The following is a 20,355-nucleotide window of genomic DNA, read 5'->3' as shown; positions in this document are numbered from 1 at the left end:
CCCGCAGGGGTCCTGATTAATGGGACTCCGTAGATCTACTGAGTACAAAATTAACGGGTAGAAAGCGGCTGACCTATACGATTCCGCGCAATGGGACAGACGACCTCCGTCGTCGCGTGGAGATCAAGCATGTTTGCAATGGTACGTCGGGCCAAGCTGACGGTTGGCCGAAAGATCTATGGCCTCATCTGCCTCAGCTTCGTCGGGCTCCTGGGCGTGACCTTTCTCGAGTCGCGCGAGCTGGCTTCGAGCCTCAATCAGCAGAAGCAGATTGAATTGCGGCACCTCGGCGAACTCGCGATTGGCATCGTCAAGGAAGAGCATGCCGCGGCGCAGAAGGGCGGTGTTTCGGACGCCGACGCGCAGAAGCAGGCGATGGCGCGCGTCGCGGCGCTTCGTTACGGCAATAACGACTATTACTGGATCAACGACATGCATCCGAAAATGGTGATGCATCCGATCAGGTCAGAGATGAACGGCAACGATCTGTCGGCCTACAAGGACCCGAACGGCAAGCTGCTGTTCGTCGACTTCGTCAACACCGTCAAAAAGGACGGCTCAGGCTTCGTCCCCTATGAATGGCCCAAGCCGGGCTTCGACAAGCCTCAGCCGAAACTGTCCTACGTGGTCGGTTTTGCGCCGTGGAACTGGGTCATCGGCACCGGCGTCTACATCGACGACCTCAACGCACAGGCCTGGGTGTCAACCCAGCGCTCGCTGATCGTCTCCGGCGTGATCCTGCTGTTCATGCTTGCGGTGTCGATCTTCGTGGCGCGGAGCATCACCGCGCCCCTGCAGCGCATGACCGCCGCCATGAACGATCTTGCCAGCGGCAATCTTGCCGTTGAAGTGCCGGGCATCGGGCGCGGCGACGAGGTTGGCGAGATGGCCAAAGCCGTCGAAGTGTTCAAGAGCAACGCCGTCGCCCGCCAGTCGCTGGAGGCCGAGCAACGCGCGGCGGAGACCCGCGCCGTGGCAAGCCGCAGGGCGGACATGAGCAAGATGGCCGACGATTTCGAAGCCGCGGTCGGCCAGATCGTCGAGGCCGTCTCGGCGGCGTCGAGCCAGCTCGAGGTCTCGGCCGGCACGCTCACCGCGACCGCGGAGCGCGCGCAGGAACTCACGACCACGGTTGCGGCAGCCTCCGAAGAAGCTTCCACCAACGTGCAGTCGGTGGCATCGGCCACCGAAGAGATGGCCTCGTCCGTCACCGAGATCAGCCGCCAGGTGCAGGAATCGGCGCGGATGGCCAACGACGCCGTGGACCAGGCACGCACCACCAATGACCGCGTCAGCGAACTGTCGAAGGCGGCAACCCGCATCGGCGACGTCGTCGAACTGATCAACACCATCGCCGGCCAGACCAACCTGCTTGCGCTCAACGCCACCATCGAGGCGGCACGCGCTGGCGAAGCCGGTCGCGGTTTTGCGGTCGTGGCCTCAGAGGTAAAGGCGCTCGCCGAGCAGACCGCCAAAGCCACCGGCGAAATCGGCCAGCAGATCACCGGCATCCAGGCCGCCACCCAGGAATCCGTGAACGCGATCCAGGCGATCAGCGGCACCATCGAGAAGCTGTCGGAGATTTCGTCGACGATTGCGGCGGCCGTGGAACAGCAGGGCGCCGCGACCCAGGAAATCTCCCGCAACGTGCAGCAGGCTGCCATGGGCACCCAGCAGGTGTCCTCCAACATCACCGACGTGCAGCGCGGCGCCAGCGAAACCGGGTCGGCGTCTTCGCAGGTGCTTGCGGCGGCGCAATCGCTGTCAGGCGATTCGAACCGTCTCAAGCTCGAGGTCGGCCGGTTCCTCGACTCGGTGCGGGCGGCCTGATCTCGTACCTCCTATTCGGTTCGAAGCCGGTTCCTAATACCGGCTTCGCGATCCCTGACGATCCGAATCAGAAACGCGAATTGCCATGAGCAGTCGGTTTGTCGGCTGCAAGAGGAGCGGGAGACATCCCTAGATCGTAAAGTTGCGATTGCTGCGCGTGCCGATCAATCGCAGTGGGCGAAACTGGGACAAAATGCGGCGAACGAACTTTCGCGGTCGGGAAAAAGTGGTAAGAGGCAGAAGTATTGTGACGATCTGATGTCAGAACGTCTGATGCCGGAAGATCTGCCATGTGTTCTGCGTCAATAAAGATCAGCCAGGACTCAACCCGCTTCATCCAAAGGAAAGGCGCATCGAGGCACCCATCCGTCATGGTCAAGTTGCGCATACGATACTTCTCAATCCCGGCTAGCGTCCTTTTTCGTTGTTGCGACGATCGCCGCCGACGGCTCGGATAACCGCCGCGTGTCGTTGCTTGATGAACTGGTTGAGTCTGAGTTCGTAAAGGTTAGCCGGTCTCTGGACATCGATCGTTTCCGGAACATCGAAGGACTGGGCGATGCCAAGAGCATTCCGATCGACGCCAAGCACTTCGCCGCCGGTTTCGCCTCGTTGAAGTTGAAGTCCTGTTCGGTCCATCTGCAGCGGACGTTCCCTCGAATTCTGCAGATGCAGTATTCCACGACCGGCGCGATCGTCGGCTTCACGATGGATGATGCGGCTTCTCTGATCATCGACGGCGTTGAAGCCCGTGCGCCGACCCTGCTCCTGGTCAAGGGTACCGCGACGTGTGAGATCGTCGAACAGCGGGCCAATCTGGTCGCGCTTGTGAATTTTGCTTCCATCGACGATCGCGGCTGGCCAGGCGATGCCGACAGTGCTCAATTGATCGCGACGCTGCCGGATAGATGCGAGACACTCCGGGTGACGGTTCGCGATGCGCTGACGCTCGCTTCGCATTCGCCCGATAGTTTCGCGCAGCCGAACGTGATCGAGCACGTCGAAGAATCGATCCTGCAGGCGGTCGATCTGGCGCTGGCTGCGGCATCGCCCACACCCGAAGCCAAGCGCCTGAGCCTGAGCCACTATCTGGCGCTGGTCCGTAAGCTCGACGAGTTCGTGGCCGACAACGCCGGCAAGACGCTGTACAGCGCCGACGTGGCGCGGCAACTCGGGGTCTCGGTGCGAACGCTGCATAACGCAGTGGTTGCCATTCGCGGCATGAGCATGCATCGCTACATGCGGCTGCGGCGGCTGTGGAATGTACGACAACAACTGGTGAGCGGCGCGTCGGTGCAGTCGGTGAAGGCGGTCGCGCTCGTGAACGGCTTCTGGCACATGGGCGAGTTCACCGCGCTCTATCGCGAGCTGTTTGGCGAAACACCGCAGCAGACGCTGTCGGCATCGCGCAAGCGGTTGGACGATCCGGCATGAGGGCGGTCAAGCGCTCTGCGCGTCCGTAATACTACCAATTCCCGGACCGTGCCGCCTTAGACGCTGATTAACCATCGTATGAAAGGTTGGCGGTCATGGGTGCCGCTCTGTGGCTATGCCGCCGCAGGAGCCCTTCGTTCGCACGAATCGGCTCGTCCCAAATTGGCCCGGCACTTCTTCACCGTGATCCCGCCGTGCGGGAAATAAACGGCAGCGCTGTGGTTTCCCCGGGTCGTTTTCATTTGAAGGACGCAAGGCCATGTCCCGTTTCATCCTGAACCTGTCGATCGGCGCCAAGCTCGGCATCGCCTCGGGCCTTGGCGTTCTGCTTGTTGGTACGATGGTGATCATCCAGATGCGCGCCAACACTGCCATCCGCGATGCGGATGCTCGCAAGTCCGTGCAGCAAGCGATTGCCCGGGATGCGGTGGATGCGAAGGCTTCAATTCGCGGCATGCAGATCGGCGTGCGGGATCTCCGCCTCGTCAACAATCCGGCGGACATGCAAAAGGCCACCGACTATCTCGCCGCCCGGTTCAAATCCGTGAATCGTTTTGCCGACGAGATGCTCAACCTCTCGTCGGCCGAAAATCGTGCCCGTATTGAAAAACTCAAGTCGAGGTCGGCTGACTATGCCAAAGGCGCTCAGCAGATTGCGGCGGTTCGAGCTGAAGCGATTGCCGCCGCGGGTAGCGGGACTGATGCCGCAGCGAAAATTGCAAAGCTCAACGAGGAAGCCGTTCGCATCGCGCGTGAGACGACGCTGCCGATCGCAGCCGAACTCGAACAGCTCGCCAACCAGATCGCCGACCTGGCAAAGCGCGGCGTTGAAGAGGTCGCGGCCGAAGCAGCCCGGGAAATGGCTGCGGCCGAACGGGAATCCATGGCAATCGGTATCGGCACGATCCTGTTGCTGATCGGAACCAGCATATTCTCCTACTTCATGATCGCCCGTCCGATGCGCGCGCTGAGCGTCTCGATGGACGAGCTCGCCGGCGGTAACTTCGCGGTGGTGCTGCCGGGCCTTGGACGCAAGGATGAGCTCGGCGCGGTCGCCGGCGCAGTCGAGAAGTTCAAGATCGTCTCGGAACAGAAGGCCCGCGACGAGGCGGAGGCCAAGATCAAGCAGGACCAGATCGCCGCCCAGCAGCGCAAGGCTGAAATGGTCAGGCTCGCGGATTCCTTCGAGGCAGCCGTCGGCGAGATCGTCGAAACCGTATCGTCGGCCTCTACCGAACTCGAGGCTTCCGCCAGCACGCTGACCGCGACCGCGGAGCGCGCACAGCAGGTAACGACCACGGTGGCCGCTGCTTCCGAGGAGGCGACCACCAACGTGCAGTCGGTTGCATCGGCGACCGAGGAACTGTCGTCTTCGGTCAACGAGATCAGCCGCCAGGTGCAGGAATCGGCGCGAATGGCGGGTGAAGCCGTCGACCAGGCGCGCACCACCAATGACAGGGTCAGCGAATTGTCGAAGGCGGCAGCGCGCATCGGCGACGTCATCGAACTCATCAACACCATTGCAGGCCAAACAAACCTGCTGGCGCTCAACGCCACGATCGAGGCGGCGCGCGCCGGTGAGGCCGGCCGCGGCTTTGCGGTGGTGGCGTCGGAAGTGAAGGCGCTCGCCGAACAAACCGCCAAGGCCACCGGTGAGATCAGTCAGCAGATATCAGGCATCCAGGGCGCGACTCACGAATCCGTCGGCGCCATCAAGGAAATCAGTGGCACCATCGAACGGCTGGCCGAGATCGCCTCGACCATCGCCGCGGCGGTGGAAGAGCAGGGAGCGGCGACCCAGGAAATCTCCCGCAACGTGCAGCAGGCGGCCGATGGCACCCAGCAGGTTTCAGCCAACATCATCGACGTGCAACGCGGGGCCGGCGAGACCGGCTCGGCTTCCGCGCAGGTGCTTTCGGCGGCACAGTCGCTCTCTGCCGACTCGAACCGCCTCAAGCTCGAGGTCGGCAAGTTCCTGGATACGGTGCGGGCGGCGTGAGGTGGCTGTCACGTTTTCGCGCCCCGGACGCAGCGCAGCAAGCAAGTGATGCGCTGCAGAGCCGGGGCCCATGTTGCGAGAGCAGCGACTGGCCGCAATGGGTCCCCGCTCTGCGGAGCAGCGCCAAGGGCGCTGCACCGCGTCGGGGACATGAGTTAAGCCACCCGCCACTCCAGCACGCCGTCGTCGGCCGCAACGATATCGCCCACCGACCCCACCGGCGTCCGGTTCATATCTAACAAATGCTTGAGCGTCGCCGCGTCATTGGCCGGCACACGCGCCAGCGCCCGCGCATCCTGCTCGGTGCGCAGCATCACGACGCCGTGCTCGACCTCGCCCTTGCCCTTGTAGATCACGGTAAAGCTCTCGACTTTGCCCTTGCCTGAGGCCTCCGTGACGAAGTCCGGCACCGTGCGGCGGTTGCGGTCGGCCTCGGCCTGCACGCTGGTGTCCTGCTTGAGCGCCTCTTTCGGCGCCTCACGCGACAGCACCAGCCCGTGATGCTTGGTGACAAAGCCGCCCTGGCCGTAGAGCAGGCCGAGCTTGCCGTCTTGACGTAGCTTGCGCACCATCGCAATCGCCGCGTGCGTCATATAGGTATTGAGCGGCGCGCCGAAGAAGGTGAGGCCGCCGGTCACCGTCGGCTGCACGTCGGGGCCCAAGCCCAGCGTCCGCCGCGCCATCTTCGGCACACAGGGAAAGCAGCTATAGAGCTCGATGGCGTCGAATTTCCTGCCGTCGCCCTCGACAAGGTCCATCATCGCCTTCAGCACCGCGTTCTGCGGATGGCTTTCATAAAACTGGTCGCGCACCAGATAGTCGCGCGGTTCCTCCGCCGAGGCGCCGCCGACCGGATAGATCAGGCGATCTGCAGGGACACCGGCCGCGCGCGCTTTCGCCAGCGACGTCAGCAGCACCGCCCCACCCATGTTCACGGTCGGATTGGCCACCATCAGTTTTGTATAGGGCCACGCGATCAGCCGGTTCTCCGGCGTCGGCGTGATGATCTCGTCAGGTGTGAATCGTTTCTTCAACCAGGAGTTCGGATTTTCCGACGCGACCTTCGAATAGGTCGACCACAGCGCGCCGGATTCGGCGAGCGCCTCGCGCGGCGTCTGGCCCCAATGCGCCGAGGTTGCAGATTCGTAAAGCGGATAAACCGTGATAGGGCGGAACACGCCGAGCTTCACCGCCATCGGCTTCTGAAACGCCGCACCGCGTTTCGGCTCCTCGACGTCGTGAGCGAACGGCGTCCACGGCAGCGCAATACCGCCGCGCTCGGCCCTGGTCGCCGTCGATTGCGCTTCCGCGCCGCAGACCACCGCCACGCTGCACTCGCCGCGCGCGATGCGTTGTGCGGCTTCGTGAATGTAGCGGATCGGGCTCTCGCCGCCGACCGGGCCGTAATAGCAATGCGCCGGCGCAGCACCAAGCTTTGCTGCGAGCTGCTTCTCGGGATCGCGGTAGCGCCAGCTCAGGAAATTGACGACGTCGAGCGAGCCGAGCTCGCCGAGCAGCTTTGCGCCGCTATCGGCTTCCGCGCGTCGCACCGCCTGTTCGAGCAGCGCCAGCGGTTCGAGACCAGCGGCGATGTCCTTTGGCCGATCGACGATTTCGCCGACGCCGACGATGACGGGAACGCGGTCTTCGGAGAGGGGGGCTTTTGTCATTTCTTCTTGTTTCGCTTTCCAGAGATCAATTCGCGGTTCGTTGTTCCGTCATTGCGAGGAGCGGAGCGACGAAGCAATCCATACTTTTTTGGCGAGATGGATTGCTTCGCTTCGCTCGCGATGACGTGGAGAGAGAGAGGGTCACTCCTCCATCAGCATGTTCATATGCTCCACCGCGTCGGCAAAATCTTTCTTGAACTCCTGCACCACCGCGCCGGCCGATTTCACGCTGTCGATCAGGCCGACACCCTGGCCGACGAAGTAGGTCACGAGGTCGCGCGCCTGCACGTTACCGGCAGCGGCGGCGCGGTCGATCGAGTTGAAGGCGTCGCGGCTGACGATGCTTTGCAGCGGCATCGGCAATGCGCCGGGGCTGTCGGGACTGCGGTCCCACGCGTCGGTCCACACCGAGCGCAGTTGTCGTGCCGGCTTGCCGGTGCGGCCCTTGGAGCGTACCGCGTCGCGCGAGGATGCCGCGATCATCTTCTCGCGGAAAATTTCGGTGGTCTCCGATTCCACCGTCGCCAGCCACACCGACCCGGTCCAGGCGCCGGCGGCGCCCATCGCCATGCAGGCCGCCATCTGCTTACCGGTCATGATGCCGCCGGCGGCAAGCACCGGCACGTCGCGGACCGGCTTGATCGCCTTGATCACCTCGGGCACCAGCACCATGGTCGAGACCTCGCCGCAATGGCCGCCGGCCTCGGTGCCTTGCGCAACCAAAATATCAACGCCGGCAGCGACCTGCCGCAGCGCGTGCTCTTTCGAACCAATGAGCGCCGCCACCGGTACGTCATGCTGGCGGCCCATGTCGATCATCTGTTTTGGCGGCACGCCAAGCGCGTTGGCAATCAGCTTGATCGGATGGCGGAACGAGACCTCGAGCACGTCAAGCGCGCGCTGCGCGTCAAACGGTTGCGGCTGGTTGTCGGCGACATTGGTCGTCGTCAGCTCGACGCCGTATTTCTTCAGGAGGTTGCGGGTGAAATCGCGATGCTGCGGCGAGATCCGCGCCTCCAGGCTCTTCCAGGTGACGTCCTTTTCGCCCGCGGTCGACATGTTTTCGGGAATCAGCACGTCGAGCCCGTAGGGCTTGCCATCGGTGTGATCGTCGATCCATTTCAGTTCCTGTTCGATGGTTTCAGGCGAATGCGCGGTCGCGCCCAATACGCCAAACCCGCCGGCGCGGCTGACGGCGGCGACCACGTCGCGGCAATGGCTGAAGGCGAGCAGCGGAAATTCGATTCCCAGTATGTCGCAGATCGGCGATTTCATGTTGCTCCTCCCGGCGGCAGCATTCGGTGGTTGCTGCTCGGCTTTCCACGAGACGCTAGCCCATGGAAGGCTTGCATGCCAAGCGGCCTTGCTTCTCGCCATGCGGCGCGAACATTCCACCGCGCAAAATATGCAGTGCCATGCCGCCGATTTGCATCTTGCGCTTTCAAGCTGCGGAGAGAATGCTGGCAACTAAATCAAGAGATAAGCTTTAAAGGGAGCCCGCCTTTATGTCCGCTACGTCTTCCGTTACCGCTAAATCGCCCGAGACCTACGACGTCGTCGTGGTCGGCGCGGGCTTTGCCGGCATGTATATGCTGCACCGCTTGCGCGGACAGGGGATGACGGCGCGGGTCTACGAGCAGGGCTCGGGTGTTGGCGGCACCTGGTACTGGAACCGCTATCCCGGCGCGCGCTGCGACGTCGAGAGCATGCAGTATTCCTATTCGTTCTCGGAAGAGCTGCAGCAGGAGTGGGACTGGAGCGAGCGCTATGCACCGCAGCCAGAGATTTTGAAGTACGCCAACCACGTTGCCGACCGCTTCGATTTGCGAAGGGACATCCAGTTCGATACCCGTGTCGATGGTGCCGAGTTCAACGAGGTGACCTCCCTCTGGTCGGTAACGACTTCGGACGGCAAAACGGTGTCAGCAAAATTCGTCGTGCTCGCCACCGGCTGCCTGTCAAACGCGCGGATGCCTGACATCAAGGGGCTCGATCGGTTCAAGGGCACGGTCTACCACACCGGCCACTGGCCGCATGAAGAAGTCGATTTCACCGGCCAGCGCGTCGGCGTCATCGGCACCGGATCGTCGGGGATACAGTCGGTGCCGGTCATCGCCGAACAGGCCAGCCATCTGACGGTGTTTCAGCGTACCGCGAATTTCTCGATCCCCGCGCGCAACGCGCCGCTGACGGAAGAAGAGCGGCAGAAATTCCGCGCCAACTATCCCGAGATCCGGCGCTTTGCCCGCGAGGTGGCGAAGAACGGTATCTACACCGAGATGCCCGACCGCGGCGCGCTCGACGACGGCGACAACGAGCGTCGCGCCAAATACGAGGCGCGCTGGAATCGCGGCGGGCTCACCTTCATGTCGGTCTACAACAATCTTGCGCTCGACAAGGCCGCCAACGACACCGCTGCTAATTTCGTCCGCGACAAGATCGCCGGGATCGTCAAGGATCCGGAAACGGCAAAACTATTGCAGCCGAACAATCATCCGATCGGCTCAAAACGCATCTGCATCGACACGGACTATTTCGCAACCTTCAATCGTCCCAACGTGACGCTGGTCGATATCAGGTCCAACCCGATCGAGGAGATCACGGAAAACGCGGTGCGCGTTGCCGGTAAGGACTACGATGTCGATGCGCTGGTGCTGGCGACCGGTTTTGACGCCATGACGGGCTCGGTCGCCAAGATCGACATCCGCGGCCGCGACGGCCAGACGCTGAACCAGAAATGGGCGGCAGGTCCGCGCACCTATCTCGGCCTGATGAGCGCGGGCTTTCCCAACCTCTTTCTCGTCACCGGCCCCGGCAGCCCGTCGGTGCTGTCGAACATGATCGTCTCGATCGAGCAGCATGTCGACTGGATCACCGACTGTCTCGCTTACATGCGCGATCGCGGGCTCGACACGATGGAGGCCGCCACCGAGGCCGAGGACAAATGGGTCTCCCATGTCAACGAGGTCGCCTCCACCACGCTCTATCCGCAGGCCAATTCCTGGTACATGGGCGCCAACGTCCCCGGTAAGCCGCGGATCTTCATGCCCTATATCGGCGGCGTCGGGCCGTACCGGCAGATCTGCAACGATGTCGCTGCGAAAGGGTATCAGGGATTCGTGATGGAGCGGGCTGCGGCGCCGCGGAAGGTGGCGGCGTCGTGACCGTCATTGCGAGCGCAAGCGAAGCAATCCATCTCTCCACGTAAAATAAAGATGGATTGCTTCGTCGCTTCGCTCCTCGCAATGACGAAAGTTGCGGGCTGTAGGCTGGGCAAAGCGCAGCGTGCCCACCATATCCAACACGAACATCAAATGGTGGGCACGGCGCAAGCGCGCCTTTGCCCACCCTACGGCACTGGAGAAATAAATGACCGACGCCCCCACCACCGACCCCGCCGAATACGTCCCGCCAAAGGTCTGGACCTGGAACAAGGCAAGCGGCGGCCGGTTCGCCGCCATCAATCGCCCGATCGCAGGCCCTACGCATGAGGCGGAGCTGCCGGTCGGCCGCCATCCGTTCCAGCTCTACTCGCTGGCTACTCCCAACGGCGTCAAGGTCACCGTGATGTTCGAGGAGTTGCTTGCGGCTGGCCACAGCGGTGCGGAGTACGACGCCTGGCTGATCAAGATCGACGGCGACCAGTTCGGCAGCGGCTTTGTCGCTGTTAATCCGAACTCGAAGATCCCCGCGCTGATGGACCGCAGCGGGCCGACGCCGATCCGGGTTTTTGAGTCTGGCGCGATCCTGATGCATCTCGCCGAAAAGTTCGACGCCTTCCTGCCGGCGAGTGGGCCGGCGCGGGCCGAATGCCTGTCGTGGCTGTTCTGGCAGATGGGCAGCGCGCCGTTTCTCGGCGGCGGCTTTGGCCATTTTTACGCTTATGCGCCGACCAAGATCGAATACGCTATCGACCGCTACGCCATGGAAGTGAAGCGCCAGCTCGATGTGCTCGACCGTCGTTTGGCCGATAACGAATTTCTCGCAGGCAGCGAATACACCATCGCCGACATGGCGACCTGGCCATGGTACGGCGCGCTGGCCAAGGGCCTGGTCTACGGCGCCGGCGAATTCCTCTCGGTACACGAATACAAAAATGTGCAGCGCTGGACCGACGCGATCGCCAAGCGTCCGGCGGTGAAACGTGGGCGCATGGTCAACCGCATCTCCGGCGATCCGGCAAGCCAGTTGCACGAGCGGCACGATGCGAGCGATTTCGATACCAAGACGCAGGACAAGATCGGCGAGCCCGCGAAGGGGTGAGGCGAGGGCGGGGGCCTCTCCGCGATCGAATGCGCGGAGATACCCCCACCCCAACCCTCCCCCGCAAGCGGGAGAGGGGGCGCACCGGCGCTTGTTGAACCGACCGATCAAGCAACGGGCCATCGTGGTTGGCCGCATCCGGCTTGTCGACTAAGCTCTCACCAAGCGGCGCGCTCGTCTCCCTCTCCCGCTTGCGGGGGAGGGCCGGGGTGGGGGCGCCCCACGGGGACTCTACATAGCAGCCCAAAAAGTCCGTCGCCGCATACGCGCAACAACATGGGGCAGGAGGAAACCGCCATGAGCTTCTTCGAAAAAGGCCCAGTCCGGATCCACTACGAGGAAGCCGGCTCCGGCTTCCCGCTGCTCCTGATCGCCGGCGGCGGATTGAATTCGAATATCTCCGGCATCACCGGCGACTATCCGCCCTTCAATGCCATCAAGGAGTTCGGCAACGAATACCGCTGCATCGCCTATGACCTGCGCAACGCGCCGCCCGGCCAATCCACCGGCCCGCTCGAGATCGAGCGCCCCTGGGATTCCCACACCGACGATCAGCTTGCGCTGATGGATCACCTCGGTTTTGAAAAATTCATGGTGCTGGGTTTTTGCATCGGTGGCCCCTTGATCTGGAATCTGATCAAGCGCGCGCCGGATCGCGTCGCCGCCGCCGTACTGGCGATGCCGTCAGGCTCGCGTCCCGAAATGCGCGACCTGTTTTACAATAACAACATGACCGGCTGGGCGCCGGAACTGACAAAACGTCGGCCCGACATCACGATGGAGCAGACGGAAAAATTCCTGACCCGGATGTATCGCACCGATCCCGATTTCGTCTTCACCGTGACGCGCGATTTTGTCCGCCAATGTCAGACGCCGGTGCTGATCCTGCCCGACGATATCCCGGCCCATCCTTACGCAGTCGCGATGGAAAGCGCGTTGCTGGCGCCGAATGCGGAAGTCAGCCTGTTTCCGTGGAAGGAGCCGAAAGAGCGAGTGCCGCTCGCGGTGCGCCAGATCCGCTCTTTCCTGCGCGCGCACCGGCCGATGTCATAGTCCGTAGGATGGGTGGAGCGAAGCGATACCCATCGGCATCGCGAACGGTATTGATGGGTATCGCTTCGCTCCACCCATCCTACTTCTAGACCGCTGTCTTCGCCCCTTCCGCCGGCGGAAACACCACGCGATCGTCCGTACGGCAATAACGGTCCGCGAACATGCGGCCGATCGGGTGATAGCGCTCCATGTGCACGCGCATCGCGGCGTGGTCCCATAATTCGTCACGGATGTGGAAGTGGATACCTTCGCCCATCACCAGGAGGCGATCGCCGTTGACGTCGATCTCCTTCCAGGTCTTGCATTCCATTGCAAACGGCGCATCCGCGAGCCGCGGTACGGCGATTTTGGTCGAGGGCGCCAGCTTGAGATCGAGATAGTCCGGCTCGCCGATGTCAGGGGGAAAGTCGCCGCTGCTTTCGTGCATCGCCCAAGCGAGCGGCTCGTCGGTCAAGTTGACCACGAACTCGTTAGTCCGCCGGATGTTGATCACAGTATCCTTGACGCGGCCGTCGGGCCGCAGATTGGCGGCAAACATGCAGAGCGGCGGATCCTCGCAGAACACGTTGAAGAAGCTGAACGGCGCCGCGTTGACCACGCCGGTCGGACCGATCGTCGTCACCCAGGCGATCGGCCGCGGCAGCACGAAGGAGGTGAGCACCTTGTAGCGCTCGCGGGGTTTTAAGTCGCTAGGGTCGTATTGCATGGGTTGTCTACTCCGGCGGAGGTCCTTGCCTCGCCCCGCTTGCGGGGAGAGGCCGACGCGCGCAGCGCGGCGGGTGAGGGGAGTATCCGCGAATCGGATGCGCGGTGAGAGCCCCTCATCCCGACCTTCTCCCCGCAGGCGGGGAGAAGGGGAAGAGACTACGGCATGCTCAGTTCATGCCTTCCGACCACCATCCAGTGCACCTCGTCCGGACCGTCGGCGAAGCGGAGGTGGCGGACGTCCTGGTACATCTCGCCGAGCGGGCTCCACTGCGAAATGCCGGTCGCGCCATGCATCTGGATCGCCTGGTCGATAATCTTGCAGGTCCGCTCCGGCACCATGGCCTTGACCATGCTGACCCAGATCCGCGCCTCCTTGTTGCCGAGCACGTCCATCGCTTTCGCGGCTTTCAGCACCATCAGCCGCATCGCCTCGATCTCGCAGCGCGCCTGCGCGATGATCTGCAGGTTTCCGCCAAGATGGGCGATCTTCTTGCCGAAGGCTTCGCGGGTGAGCCCGCGCGACACCATCAGGTCGAGCGCCTTTTCTGCCTTGCCGATGGTGCGCATGCAGTGATGAATGCGGCCTGGTCCCAAGCGAACTTGCGAGATTTCAAAGCCGCGGCCTTCGCCGAGCAGGATGTTCTCCTTCGGCACCCGGCAATTGTTGAAGCGCAGATGCATGTGGCCGCGCGGCGCGTGGTCGTGGCCGAACACATGCATCGGGCCCAAAATCTCGACACCGGGGGTGTCGATCGGCACCAGGATCTGCGACTGCTGCTTGCTCGGCGGCGCATCGGGATTGGTCTTCACCATCACGATCATGATTTTGCAGCGCGGATCGCCGGCGCCGGAGATGTAATATTTTTCGCCGTTGATCACCCATTCGTCGCAGACGAGTTTTGCCGTCGTCGAAATATTCTTGGCGTCCGACGACGCAACATTGGGCTCGGTCATCGCGTAAGCCGAGCGGATTTCGCCGGCCAGCAGCGGCTTCAGCCACTTCTCCTTCTGCTCCTTGGTGCCGACGCGCTCCAGCACCTCCATGTTGCCGGTATCGGGCGCCGAGCAGTTCATGGTCTCCGACGCCAGCGGATTCTTCGCCAGCTCAACCGCAATATAGGCGTAATCGAGATTCTTCAGGCCTTCGCCGGTCTCGGCATCAGGCAAAAAGAAATTCCATAGGCCTTCTTCCTTGGCCTTGTCCTTGGCCTTCTGCAGTACCGCGAGCTGCTCCGGCGTAAAGCTCCAGCGGTCCTTCTTGCCCTCGCCGAGCCGCATGAACTCGACCGACATCGGATCGACGGTCTCGCGGATGAATTTTTTGACGTGCTCGTACAGCGGACGAACCTCGTCCGACATGCGCAAATCGTTGAGTTCTTCACCCGGGTTGAGATTGTAGGTCGTCGTTCGCGGGATGTAGGCGTGTTTCATGGATTATTCCTCCCATTGCGCAGACCATTCATCTGCGGGCGCGCGCTCGGCTCGTTGGCCGGCAATGTAGACGGGAGGAGAGGGCTTGCACAAGCGCGGGCAGGTTGGCGACGATTTTCCGCCTCATGGCAAGCGCGCAGGATGGGTGGAGCCAACGAGGCCGGTCAACGGTGGACCCGTTGGCTCTACCCCATCCTAGAGTTCATTTGCGCCTGGCGTGCCGATCGAACGCGCTCAGCACGGCGAGCGTCATCGCGGTGACGCCGGTTTCGATGGTCGGCCTCGGCACCGGCGCGAACAGCGGCGAATGATTTGACGGCATCGGCGGGCCGGTGCCGTTGCGTGCCGCGACGATACGTTCCTGGTCATAGACGCCGATGTTGAACATCATCGACGGTACGCCCGCGCCGGCGAATTCGGAGAAGTCCTCGCTGGCGGTCCCCGGCGGTGAAATCTTGAACTTATCGCCGAATGCCGCCTTCAGCACGTCTGCGGTGGCCGCGACCACATCCGGATCGTTCATGACGGGCTTGGTACCCTCGACGATCTTGATGTCGGGAGCGGGAGCGTCCGACATCGCCGCGGCCGCCTTTGCCGTTCGTTCGATCCCGGCATGTAGTTTGGCGCGAACTTCGGGCTTGTAGGAGCGAATGGTGCCGGAGAGCCGCACCGAGTCCGGGATGATATTTGGAGCGGTGCCGCCGTGAATGGCGCCGATGGTCACGACGCCGAATTCAGTTGGATCCTTCTCGCGGCTGATCACAGTTTGTACGTCGACGATGAACCGCGCCGCAATCGCAACGGGATCGACGGTCGTGTGCGGCGCCGAACCGTGACCGCCGCGGCCGTGGAATGTTATATCGAGGCCGTCGGCGGCGGACGAGCCTACTCCTGTGCGATAGAAGCCCGTGCCATGAGAGAACGGACCGGCATGCAGGGCGAGGGCGATATCGGGCTTGGCAAAGCGCGTAAACAGGCCATCCGCCAACATGGCCTTGGCGCCCGCCACGATTTCTTCCGCCGGTTGGGCGATGAACATCAGCGTGCCGCGCCAATGCTCTTTCAGGCCAAGCAGCGTCTTCGCCGTCCCGACCCAGCTCGCCATATGGATGTCGTGGCCGCAGCTATGGGCGACGAATACCTCCCGCCCGTTCCAGTTGGCCTTGTCGCGGCTCGCATAGTCGAGGCCGGTCTTCTCCATCGGCAGCGCATCGAGCTCGGTGCGCACCATGATGGTGGGGCCGTCGCCGTTTCGGTAAATGGCGACCAGCCCGGTCTTGCCGACCTTCTCGGTGACCTCGAAGCCGAGCGCGCGCATTTCCGCGGCGAGCCTCGCGGCGGTTTTTACCTCCTGAAACGCAAGCTCAGGATGGGCATGGATTTCCTTGTAGAGCGCGTCGAGCTTCGGATAGTCGCTTGCGAGCGAGGCTTCGATCACCTTCTGCAGGGTGGCGACATCGAGCTCGGCATGGGCGGGCAGCGTGATAGTTGCGAATAGCGCGGCGGACGCCGCCAATGACATGACAGATCGCTTCATGGCCGGACGTTCCTTCGATTGTGCCGCAACCCGTGCTGCGCAGGGTGGGTTACGCCTTCGGCTAAACCCACCCTGCAATCTTCGTTTACGCCGGCATCCGGTGCATCGCGCAGATCTTGTTGCCGTCGAGATCGCGCAAGTAAGCGAGGTAGAGTTTGCCAGTGCTGCCTTCGCGGATGCCCGGCGGATTTTCGCAAGTCGTTCCGCCATTGGCGATGCCGGCCGCGTGCCATGCGTCGGCCTGTTCGGGCGAGTCCGCCGCAAAGCCGATCGTGCCGCCATTGGCCGGGGTCGCGGGCTGGCCGTTGATCGGCTTGGTCACCGAGAATATTCCGGTCTTGGTGATGTAGAAAATGCGGTGGCCGTCGACCCGCGCCGGCCGCACACCAAGCGTGCCGAGCAATGCGTCATAGAACGCCTTGGCCTTGTCGAGGTCGTTGGTGCCGATCATCACATGCGAAAACATTCTTAAAATTCCTCCCAGTTTTTCCGACGAACAGACGCCTTTGCTTTGCGCTTTACCCTCTCGGGACGGAACACCCCCGCGCGCTGCTCGTTGACAGGTAATGTAGACGGCGCCGTTGGCGTTGTACAAGCAGGCGGGTGGCAACCGGCGGGAGGTCTGCGAGGCGGCCTGAACTGGCAGATTACGCGTCGGTAATCCGGTGCCGGAAATTGGTTTCCAAACGCGGCGCCTCGACGCACCCCGACGTCTTGAAGCGCTGGCGGGGGAGTTCCTACCTCTTGGATACAGCCGCGGGCTTCGGCCGCGGCCGTAGACGGCCGTGGGCTTCGGCCACGGTAGCAGGGAGACGACAATGAGCTATCTGAAGACTGCCATTCTGCTGGCCGGTCTCACCGGCCTCTTCATGGGCGTCGGCTATCTGATCGGCGGCGCCAGCGGTGCCACGATCGCGCTCGTGATCGCGGCTGCGACCAACCTGTTCGCCTACTGGAATTCGGACCGCATGGTGCTGTCGATGTACGGCGCCCATGAGGTCGACCAGCGCACGGCGCCCGACCTCTTCAATCTCGTGGCTGAACTCGCCGGCCGCGCCGGTTTGCCGATGCCGCGCGTGTTCCTGATGGACGAGCCGCAGCCCAACGCGTTCGCCACCGGCCGCAATCCGCAGAACGCGGCGGTTGCGGTCACCACGGGTCTGGTGCAGTCGGTCAGCCGCGAAGAACTCGCGGGCGTGATCGCGCACGAGCTCGCGCACATCAAGAATCACGATACGCTGCTGATGACCATCACCGCGACCATTGCCGGTGCGGTCTCGATGCTGGCGCAGTTCGGTATGTTCTTTGGCGGCAACCGCGACCAAGGCCCGGGTATCATCGGCTCGATCGCCATGATGATCCTGGCCCCGCTTGGCGCCATGCTGGTGCAGATGGCGATCAGCCGGACGCGCGAATACGCCGCTGACGATCTCGGCGCCCGCATCTGCGGCCAGCCGCTGTGGCTCGCGTCCGCGCTGGCCAAGATCGCCAACGCCGCGCATGTCGTGCCGAATGTCGAAGCCGAGCGCAATCCGGCGACGGCGCACATGTTCATCATCAACCCGTTGTCGGGTCAGGGCATGGACAATCTGTTCACGACGCACCCCTCGACCGAGAACCGCATCGCCGCGTTGCAGCAGCTCGCGGCGCAGATGGGCGCACACGGTGGAACGCTTTCCGTCAACGCCCGCGGCAACTATCCGCGCCGCAGTCCGTGGGGCCGAACCTCGGCCTCGCGCGGCCCGTGGGGATAACTGAGGTCAAGTCCGCAGGGTGGGCAAAGGCGCGATAGCGCCGTGCCCGCCATCTATCATCGAGCACGGTACTTGATGGTGGGCACGCTATCGCTTTGCCCACCCTACAGCTCCGCCGACCGGTTTGCCGCGCTCGCAAGCGCGTCGCGAGATCGCGAAGCCATATCCCCGTCATTGCGAGCGCAGCGAAGCAATCCATTGTCACCTCGTACACGGAAAGATGGATTGCTTCGCGGAGCCTGTCATCGGGCGCGCATTCGCGCGACCCGTTGGCTCGCAATGATGGGGTGGACGGCCCCCGAACGGCATCGATGTGCCAGACTGGCGATGCTGAGTCGAACCAGACAAGGGGACCGTCCATGACGAAGATTAGCACGATTGGGTTGGATCTGGCTAAGAACGTGTTTCAGGTTCACGGGATTGATGCATCGGGAAGGGTTGTGCTGAGGCGGCAGCTCAGGCGGGCTGCCGTAGTTTGCGGGGTTGCCACCGTGCCTGGTTGGCATGGAGGCTTGCGGGAGCGCACATCATTGGGCCCGGGTGATCAGGCGCTATGGCCATGAGGTGCGACTGATGCCGCCGGCCTATGTGAAGCCCTACGTCAAGCGCAACAAGAACGACGGCCGGGATGCGGAAGGTGTCTGCGAGGCAGTGGGCCGGCCGACGATGCGCTTTGTTCCGGTGAAGAGCGTCGAGCAACAGGCCACGCTGGCGGTTCATGGCACACGTGCCTTGCTGGTTCGCCAGCGGACGATGGTGGCAAACGCCTTGCGGGCAGCGCTGAGCGAGCTCGGGATCGTGGCCGCGCAAGGACATCAGGGGCTGTGTGAGCTGATGGCCAAGCTTGAGGAGCCGAGCGAAGAGATTCCGGAGATGATGCGATGTGCTCTGTTGATGCTGGCGCAGCACTGGCAGGCGCTCAATGCCGATGAACGCGTGCTTGAACGGCAGATCGCGAAGGCTGCCAGATGCGATCGGGACGCGCGCCGGCTGATGGAAGTCCCAGGCGTCGGCCCGATCATCGCCAGTACGGTGTTGGCCAAAGTGCCCGATGCGAAGGTGTTTCGCTCCGGTCGGGACTTCGCCGCCTGGATCGGGCTCACCGGCAAGGACCACGGTACTGGCGGCAAGCATCGCCCAGGGCGTATCTCCAAACAGGGAGATCGTATGTTGCGCGCGCTGCTGATCAGCGGAGCCAGCGCCCATCTGCGGCAGCAAAAGAGGCGCGGCGTCAGCGACCCGTGGCTGCGCGATCTTTTGGCGCGGCGGCCTTACAAGGTCGCCATGGTGGCGTTCGCCGCTAAAGCCGCGCGCATCCTCTGGGCCATGCTGAGCAAAGGAGAAGTTTACCGAGACCGCGCGAGCGCGCCGGCTGCTGCCTAGTTGAAGGGCGACAGCCGCCGCGCTCGCGCTCATCCCCTATCGGAAGGGCAATTAAGGTGTGATGGCAAATGGTCAGGAAACCAGGATCGAAACACTCCGACACGTCATCGCGCGTCACAGCGCGCCGCAATGATTGGAATTCGATCCGCGATCTCCATCAGGGCCCGCGGTCAATGGCCGCTTCTCGAGGCCGTATACATGACCGCTCCCCGATCCATTGCCGAAGCACCAAAAAGCCCTTGCCGAGAGGGAGCCGTCCATACATGACGTGGAGAGAGCGCGGACCTGCATCCTTCGAGACGGCGCTTCGCGCCTCCTCAGGATGAGATCTTAGACCCTCATGGCGAGGAGTTCGGCAACGCCGCGCGTCTCGAACCACGAAGTCGTTACATCAATGCGGCCCAACCTCAAAACGCCGTATATCCGCCATCGATTACAAAGCAATCCGCCGTATGATACGATGATGCCTTGCTCATGATGTAGACCGCGATGCCGCCGAAATCCGCGGGTTCGCCGAAGCGGCGCACCGGAATGCGCGGCATCACGTTGCCGACAAACTTGTCGTTGGCCATCAGCCCCGACGTCATGTCGCTCTTGATCCAGCCGGGCAGGATCGCGTTTGCGGTAACGCCGTAGCGCGCCAGCTCAACCGCGAGCGCCCGGCACAGCGCGTTCAGCGCCGCCTTGGTGCCGGCGTAATGCTCGTTGCGCGCGGTGCCGAACAAGGACGCCAGGCTCGAGGTCGCAACCAGCCGGCCGAATTTGTCGCCGGCTTCCGCACGTTCGGTCATGTGGCGGGCGGCGGCCTGAAACACGTGGAAGACCCCGTCGAGATTGGTCGCGAACATGCGTCGCCATTCCTCCTCGGTGCGGTCGATGAAGGCGCGGCGTCCGCCGCCGCCGATGCCGGCATTGGCAAAACAGCCGTCAACACGGCCGAACGTGTCGAGCGTTGCCTGCATCGCGGCCTTGACGGAGGCGGTATGCGAGACATCGCAGACCTGCGTATGCACCTTGCCGGGCCCGGCCGACATCGTCGCGGCAGCGCTCTTGTTCTTCTCGCCATTGCGGCCCCAGATCGAGACGTTGCAGCCTTGCGCGTTCAGCGCCTGCGCGATGCCAAGACCAATGCCGCCGTTGCCGCCAGTGATGACGGCTGTTAGGCCGGTAAGATCAAAGATGCTCATGGATGTTTCCATTCGCTTTGGGGCGCGATAGGTCGTGCGCCCAGTGGCGGGCAGATGTTCTGCTGCAAGCATGGACAACGCCGTCAGGAAAATCAAATATGGGCGA

Annotated in this window: 15 protein-coding genes and 1 pseudogene; 8 read left to right on the top strand and 8 right to left on the bottom strand. The window is 62.9% G+C overall.

What is annotated here, in order from left to right; genetic code table 11:
- Positions 1-138 precede the first annotated feature (138 nt).
- Positions 139-1,830: a methyl-accepting chemotaxis protein gene (locus RX328_RS33470; protein WP_213252178.1), complete on the top strand. Its 1,692-nt coding sequence runs from the start codon at positions 139-141 to the stop codon at positions 1,828-1,830.
- A gap of 67 nt (positions 1,831-1,897) precedes the next feature.
- On the opposite strand, the gene RX328_RS33465 is transcribed toward RX328_RS33470, so the two are convergent.
- The gene (locus RX328_RS33465; protein WP_213252089.1) at positions 1,898-2,218 is read right to left on the bottom strand and encodes a hypothetical protein; all 321 of its coding nucleotides are present in this window, start codon (positions 2,216-2,218) and stop codon (positions 1,898-1,900) included.
- Between the two features lie 77 nt (positions 2,219-2,295).
- Between RX328_RS33465 and RX328_RS33460 the strand changes: the two genes are divergently transcribed.
- Positions 2,296-3,264: a helix-turn-helix domain-containing protein gene (locus tag RX328_RS33460; protein WP_317258558.1), complete on the top strand. Its 969-nt coding sequence runs from the start codon at positions 2,296-2,298 to the stop codon at positions 3,262-3,264.
- Positions 3,265-3,523: 259 nt separating this feature from the next.
- A complete protein-coding gene (locus tag RX328_RS33455; protein WP_213252086.1) occupies positions 3,524-5,263 on the top strand; it encodes a methyl-accepting chemotaxis protein in 1,740 nt (579 codons plus the stop codon).
- A gap of 155 nt (positions 5,264-5,418) precedes the next feature.
- Here RX328_RS33455 and RX328_RS33450 read toward each other — a convergent pair whose 3' ends face one another.
- Both RX328_RS33450 and RX328_RS33445 read right to left on the bottom strand, forming a co-directional pair.
- Entirely contained in the window at positions 5,419-6,933 is a 1,515-nt protein-coding gene (locus tag RX328_RS33450) for an acetyl-CoA acetyltransferase (protein ID WP_213252085.1), read from the bottom strand.
- A gap of 141 nt (positions 6,934-7,074) precedes the next feature.
- A complete protein-coding gene (locus RX328_RS33445) occupies positions 7,075-8,208 on the bottom strand; it encodes a nitronate monooxygenase (protein WP_213252084.1) in 1,134 nt (377 codons plus the stop codon).
- Between the two features lie 230 nt (positions 8,209-8,438).
- Here RX328_RS33445 and RX328_RS33440 point away from each other — a divergent pair, with 230 nt between their 5' ends.
- From RX328_RS33440 to RX328_RS33430, 3 genes are all read left to right on the top strand, one after another.
- Positions 8,439-10,097 (top strand): flavin-containing monooxygenase, encoded by a 1,659-nt coding sequence (locus RX328_RS33440; RefSeq protein WP_213252083.1) that lies wholly within the window; start codon positions 8,439-8,441, stop codon positions 10,095-10,097.
- Between the two features lie 205 nt (positions 10,098-10,302).
- Positions 10,303-11,196: a glutathione-dependent disulfide-bond oxidoreductase gene (gene yghU / locus RX328_RS33435; RefSeq protein WP_213252082.1), complete on the top strand. Its 894-nt coding sequence runs from the start codon at positions 10,303-10,305 to the stop codon at positions 11,194-11,196.
- 297 nt (positions 11,197-11,493) lie between these two features.
- The gene (locus RX328_RS33430) at positions 11,494-12,249 is read left to right on the top strand and encodes an alpha/beta fold hydrolase (protein ID WP_213252081.1); all 756 of its coding nucleotides are present in this window, start codon (positions 11,494-11,496) and stop codon (positions 12,247-12,249) included.
- A gap of 85 nt (positions 12,250-12,334) precedes the next feature.
- Here the strand turns inward: RX328_RS33430 and RX328_RS33425 are convergent, their stop codons facing one another.
- The 4 genes from RX328_RS33425 to RX328_RS33410 all read right to left on the bottom strand — a co-directional run bounded on the left by RX328_RS33425 (position 12,335) and on the right by RX328_RS33410 (position 16,391).
- Entirely contained in the window at positions 12,335-12,955 is a 621-nt protein-coding gene (locus RX328_RS33425; protein ID WP_213252080.1) for a flavin reductase family protein, read from the bottom strand.
- A gap of 158 nt (positions 12,956-13,113) precedes the next feature.
- Positions 13,114-14,388, bottom strand: coding sequence for an acyl-CoA dehydrogenase family protein (locus RX328_RS33420; protein WP_213252079.1), 1,275 nt, complete (start codon positions 14,386-14,388; stop codon positions 13,114-13,116).
- A gap of 202 nt (positions 14,389-14,590) precedes the next feature.
- Complete coding sequence (locus RX328_RS33415) at positions 14,591-15,925, bottom strand: amidohydrolase (protein ID WP_213252078.1); 1,335 nt, start codon at positions 15,923-15,925, stop codon at positions 14,591-14,593.
- An 85-nt stretch (positions 15,926-16,010) separates the two neighbouring features.
- Entirely contained in the window at positions 16,011-16,391 is a 381-nt protein-coding gene (locus RX328_RS33410) for a VOC family protein (RefSeq protein ID WP_213252077.1), read from the bottom strand.
- A 352-nt stretch (positions 16,392-16,743) separates the two neighbouring features.
- Between RX328_RS33410 and htpX the strand changes: the two genes are divergently transcribed.
- Together htpX and RX328_RS33400 are read left to right on the top strand one after the other, a co-directional pair.
- Positions 16,744-17,679 carry a zinc metalloprotease HtpX gene (gene htpX, locus RX328_RS33405; protein WP_213252076.1) on the top strand — a complete coding sequence of 312 codons (936 nt, stop codon included), beginning with the start codon at positions 16,744-16,746 and terminating at the stop codon, positions 17,677-17,679.
- A gap of 359 nt (positions 17,680-18,038) precedes the next feature.
- Positions 18,039-19,062 (top strand): annotated as a pseudogene (locus RX328_RS33400) (IS110 family transposase).
- 407 nt (positions 19,063-19,469) lie between these two features.
- On the opposite strand, the gene RX328_RS33395 reads toward RX328_RS33400, so the two are convergent.
- Complete coding sequence (locus tag RX328_RS33395; protein ID WP_213255723.1) at positions 19,470-20,249, bottom strand: SDR family NAD(P)-dependent oxidoreductase; 780 nt, start codon at positions 20,247-20,249, stop codon at positions 19,470-19,472.
- Positions 20,250-20,355: the final 106 nt, after the last annotated feature.

Origin of the sequence: Bradyrhizobium sp. sBnM-33 (genome assembly GCF_032917945.1) — a bacterium.
Taxonomy (GTDB): Bacteria; Pseudomonadota; Alphaproteobacteria; order Rhizobiales; family Xanthobacteraceae; genus Bradyrhizobium.
This window is presented reverse-complemented; position numbering and strand designations above follow the sequence as displayed.

Coding starts and splice junctions, on each gene's coding strand:
- RX328_RS33470 (WP_213252178.1), top strand. CDS start 139: ATGGTACGTCGGGCCAAGCTGACGGTTGGCCGAAAGATCTATGGCCTC.
- RX328_RS33465 (WP_213252089.1), bottom strand. CDS start 2,218: ATGCGCAACTTGACCATGACGGATGGGTGCCTCGATGCGCCTTTCCTT.
- RX328_RS33455 (WP_213252086.1), top strand. CDS start 3,524: ATGTCCCGTTTCATCCTGAACCTGTCGATCGGCGCCAAGCTCGGCATC.
- RX328_RS33450 (WP_213252085.1), bottom strand. CDS start 6,933: ATGACAAAAGCCCCCCTCTCCGAAGACCGCGTTCCCGTCATCGTCGGC.
- RX328_RS33445 (WP_213252084.1), bottom strand. CDS start 8,208: ATGAAATCGCCGATCTGCGACATACTGGGAATCGAATTTCCGCTGCTC.
- RX328_RS33440 (WP_213252083.1), top strand. CDS start 8,439: ATGTCCGCTACGTCTTCCGTTACCGCTAAATCGCCCGAGACCTACGAC.
- yghU (WP_213252082.1), top strand. CDS start 10,303: ATGACCGACGCCCCCACCACCGACCCCGCCGAATACGTCCCGCCAAAG.
- RX328_RS33430 (WP_213252081.1), top strand. CDS start 11,494: ATGAGCTTCTTCGAAAAAGGCCCAGTCCGGATCCACTACGAGGAAGCC.
- RX328_RS33425 (WP_213252080.1), bottom strand. CDS start 12,955: ATGCAATACGACCCTAGCGACTTAAAACCCCGCGAGCGCTACAAGGTG.
- RX328_RS33420 (WP_213252079.1), bottom strand. CDS start 14,388: ATGAAACACGCCTACATCCCGCGAACGACGACCTACAATCTCAACCCG.
- RX328_RS33415 (WP_213252078.1), bottom strand. CDS start 15,925: ATGAAGCGATCTGTCATGTCATTGGCGGCGTCCGCCGCGCTATTCGCA.
- RX328_RS33410 (WP_213252077.1), bottom strand. CDS start 16,391: ATGTTTTCGCATGTGATGATCGGCACCAACGACCTCGACAAGGCCAAG.
- htpX (WP_213252076.1), top strand. CDS start 16,744: ATGAGCTATCTGAAGACTGCCATTCTGCTGGCCGGTCTCACCGGCCTC.
- RX328_RS33395 (WP_213255723.1), bottom strand. CDS start 20,249: ATGAGCATCTTTGATCTTACCGGCCTAACAGCCGTCATCACTGGCGGC.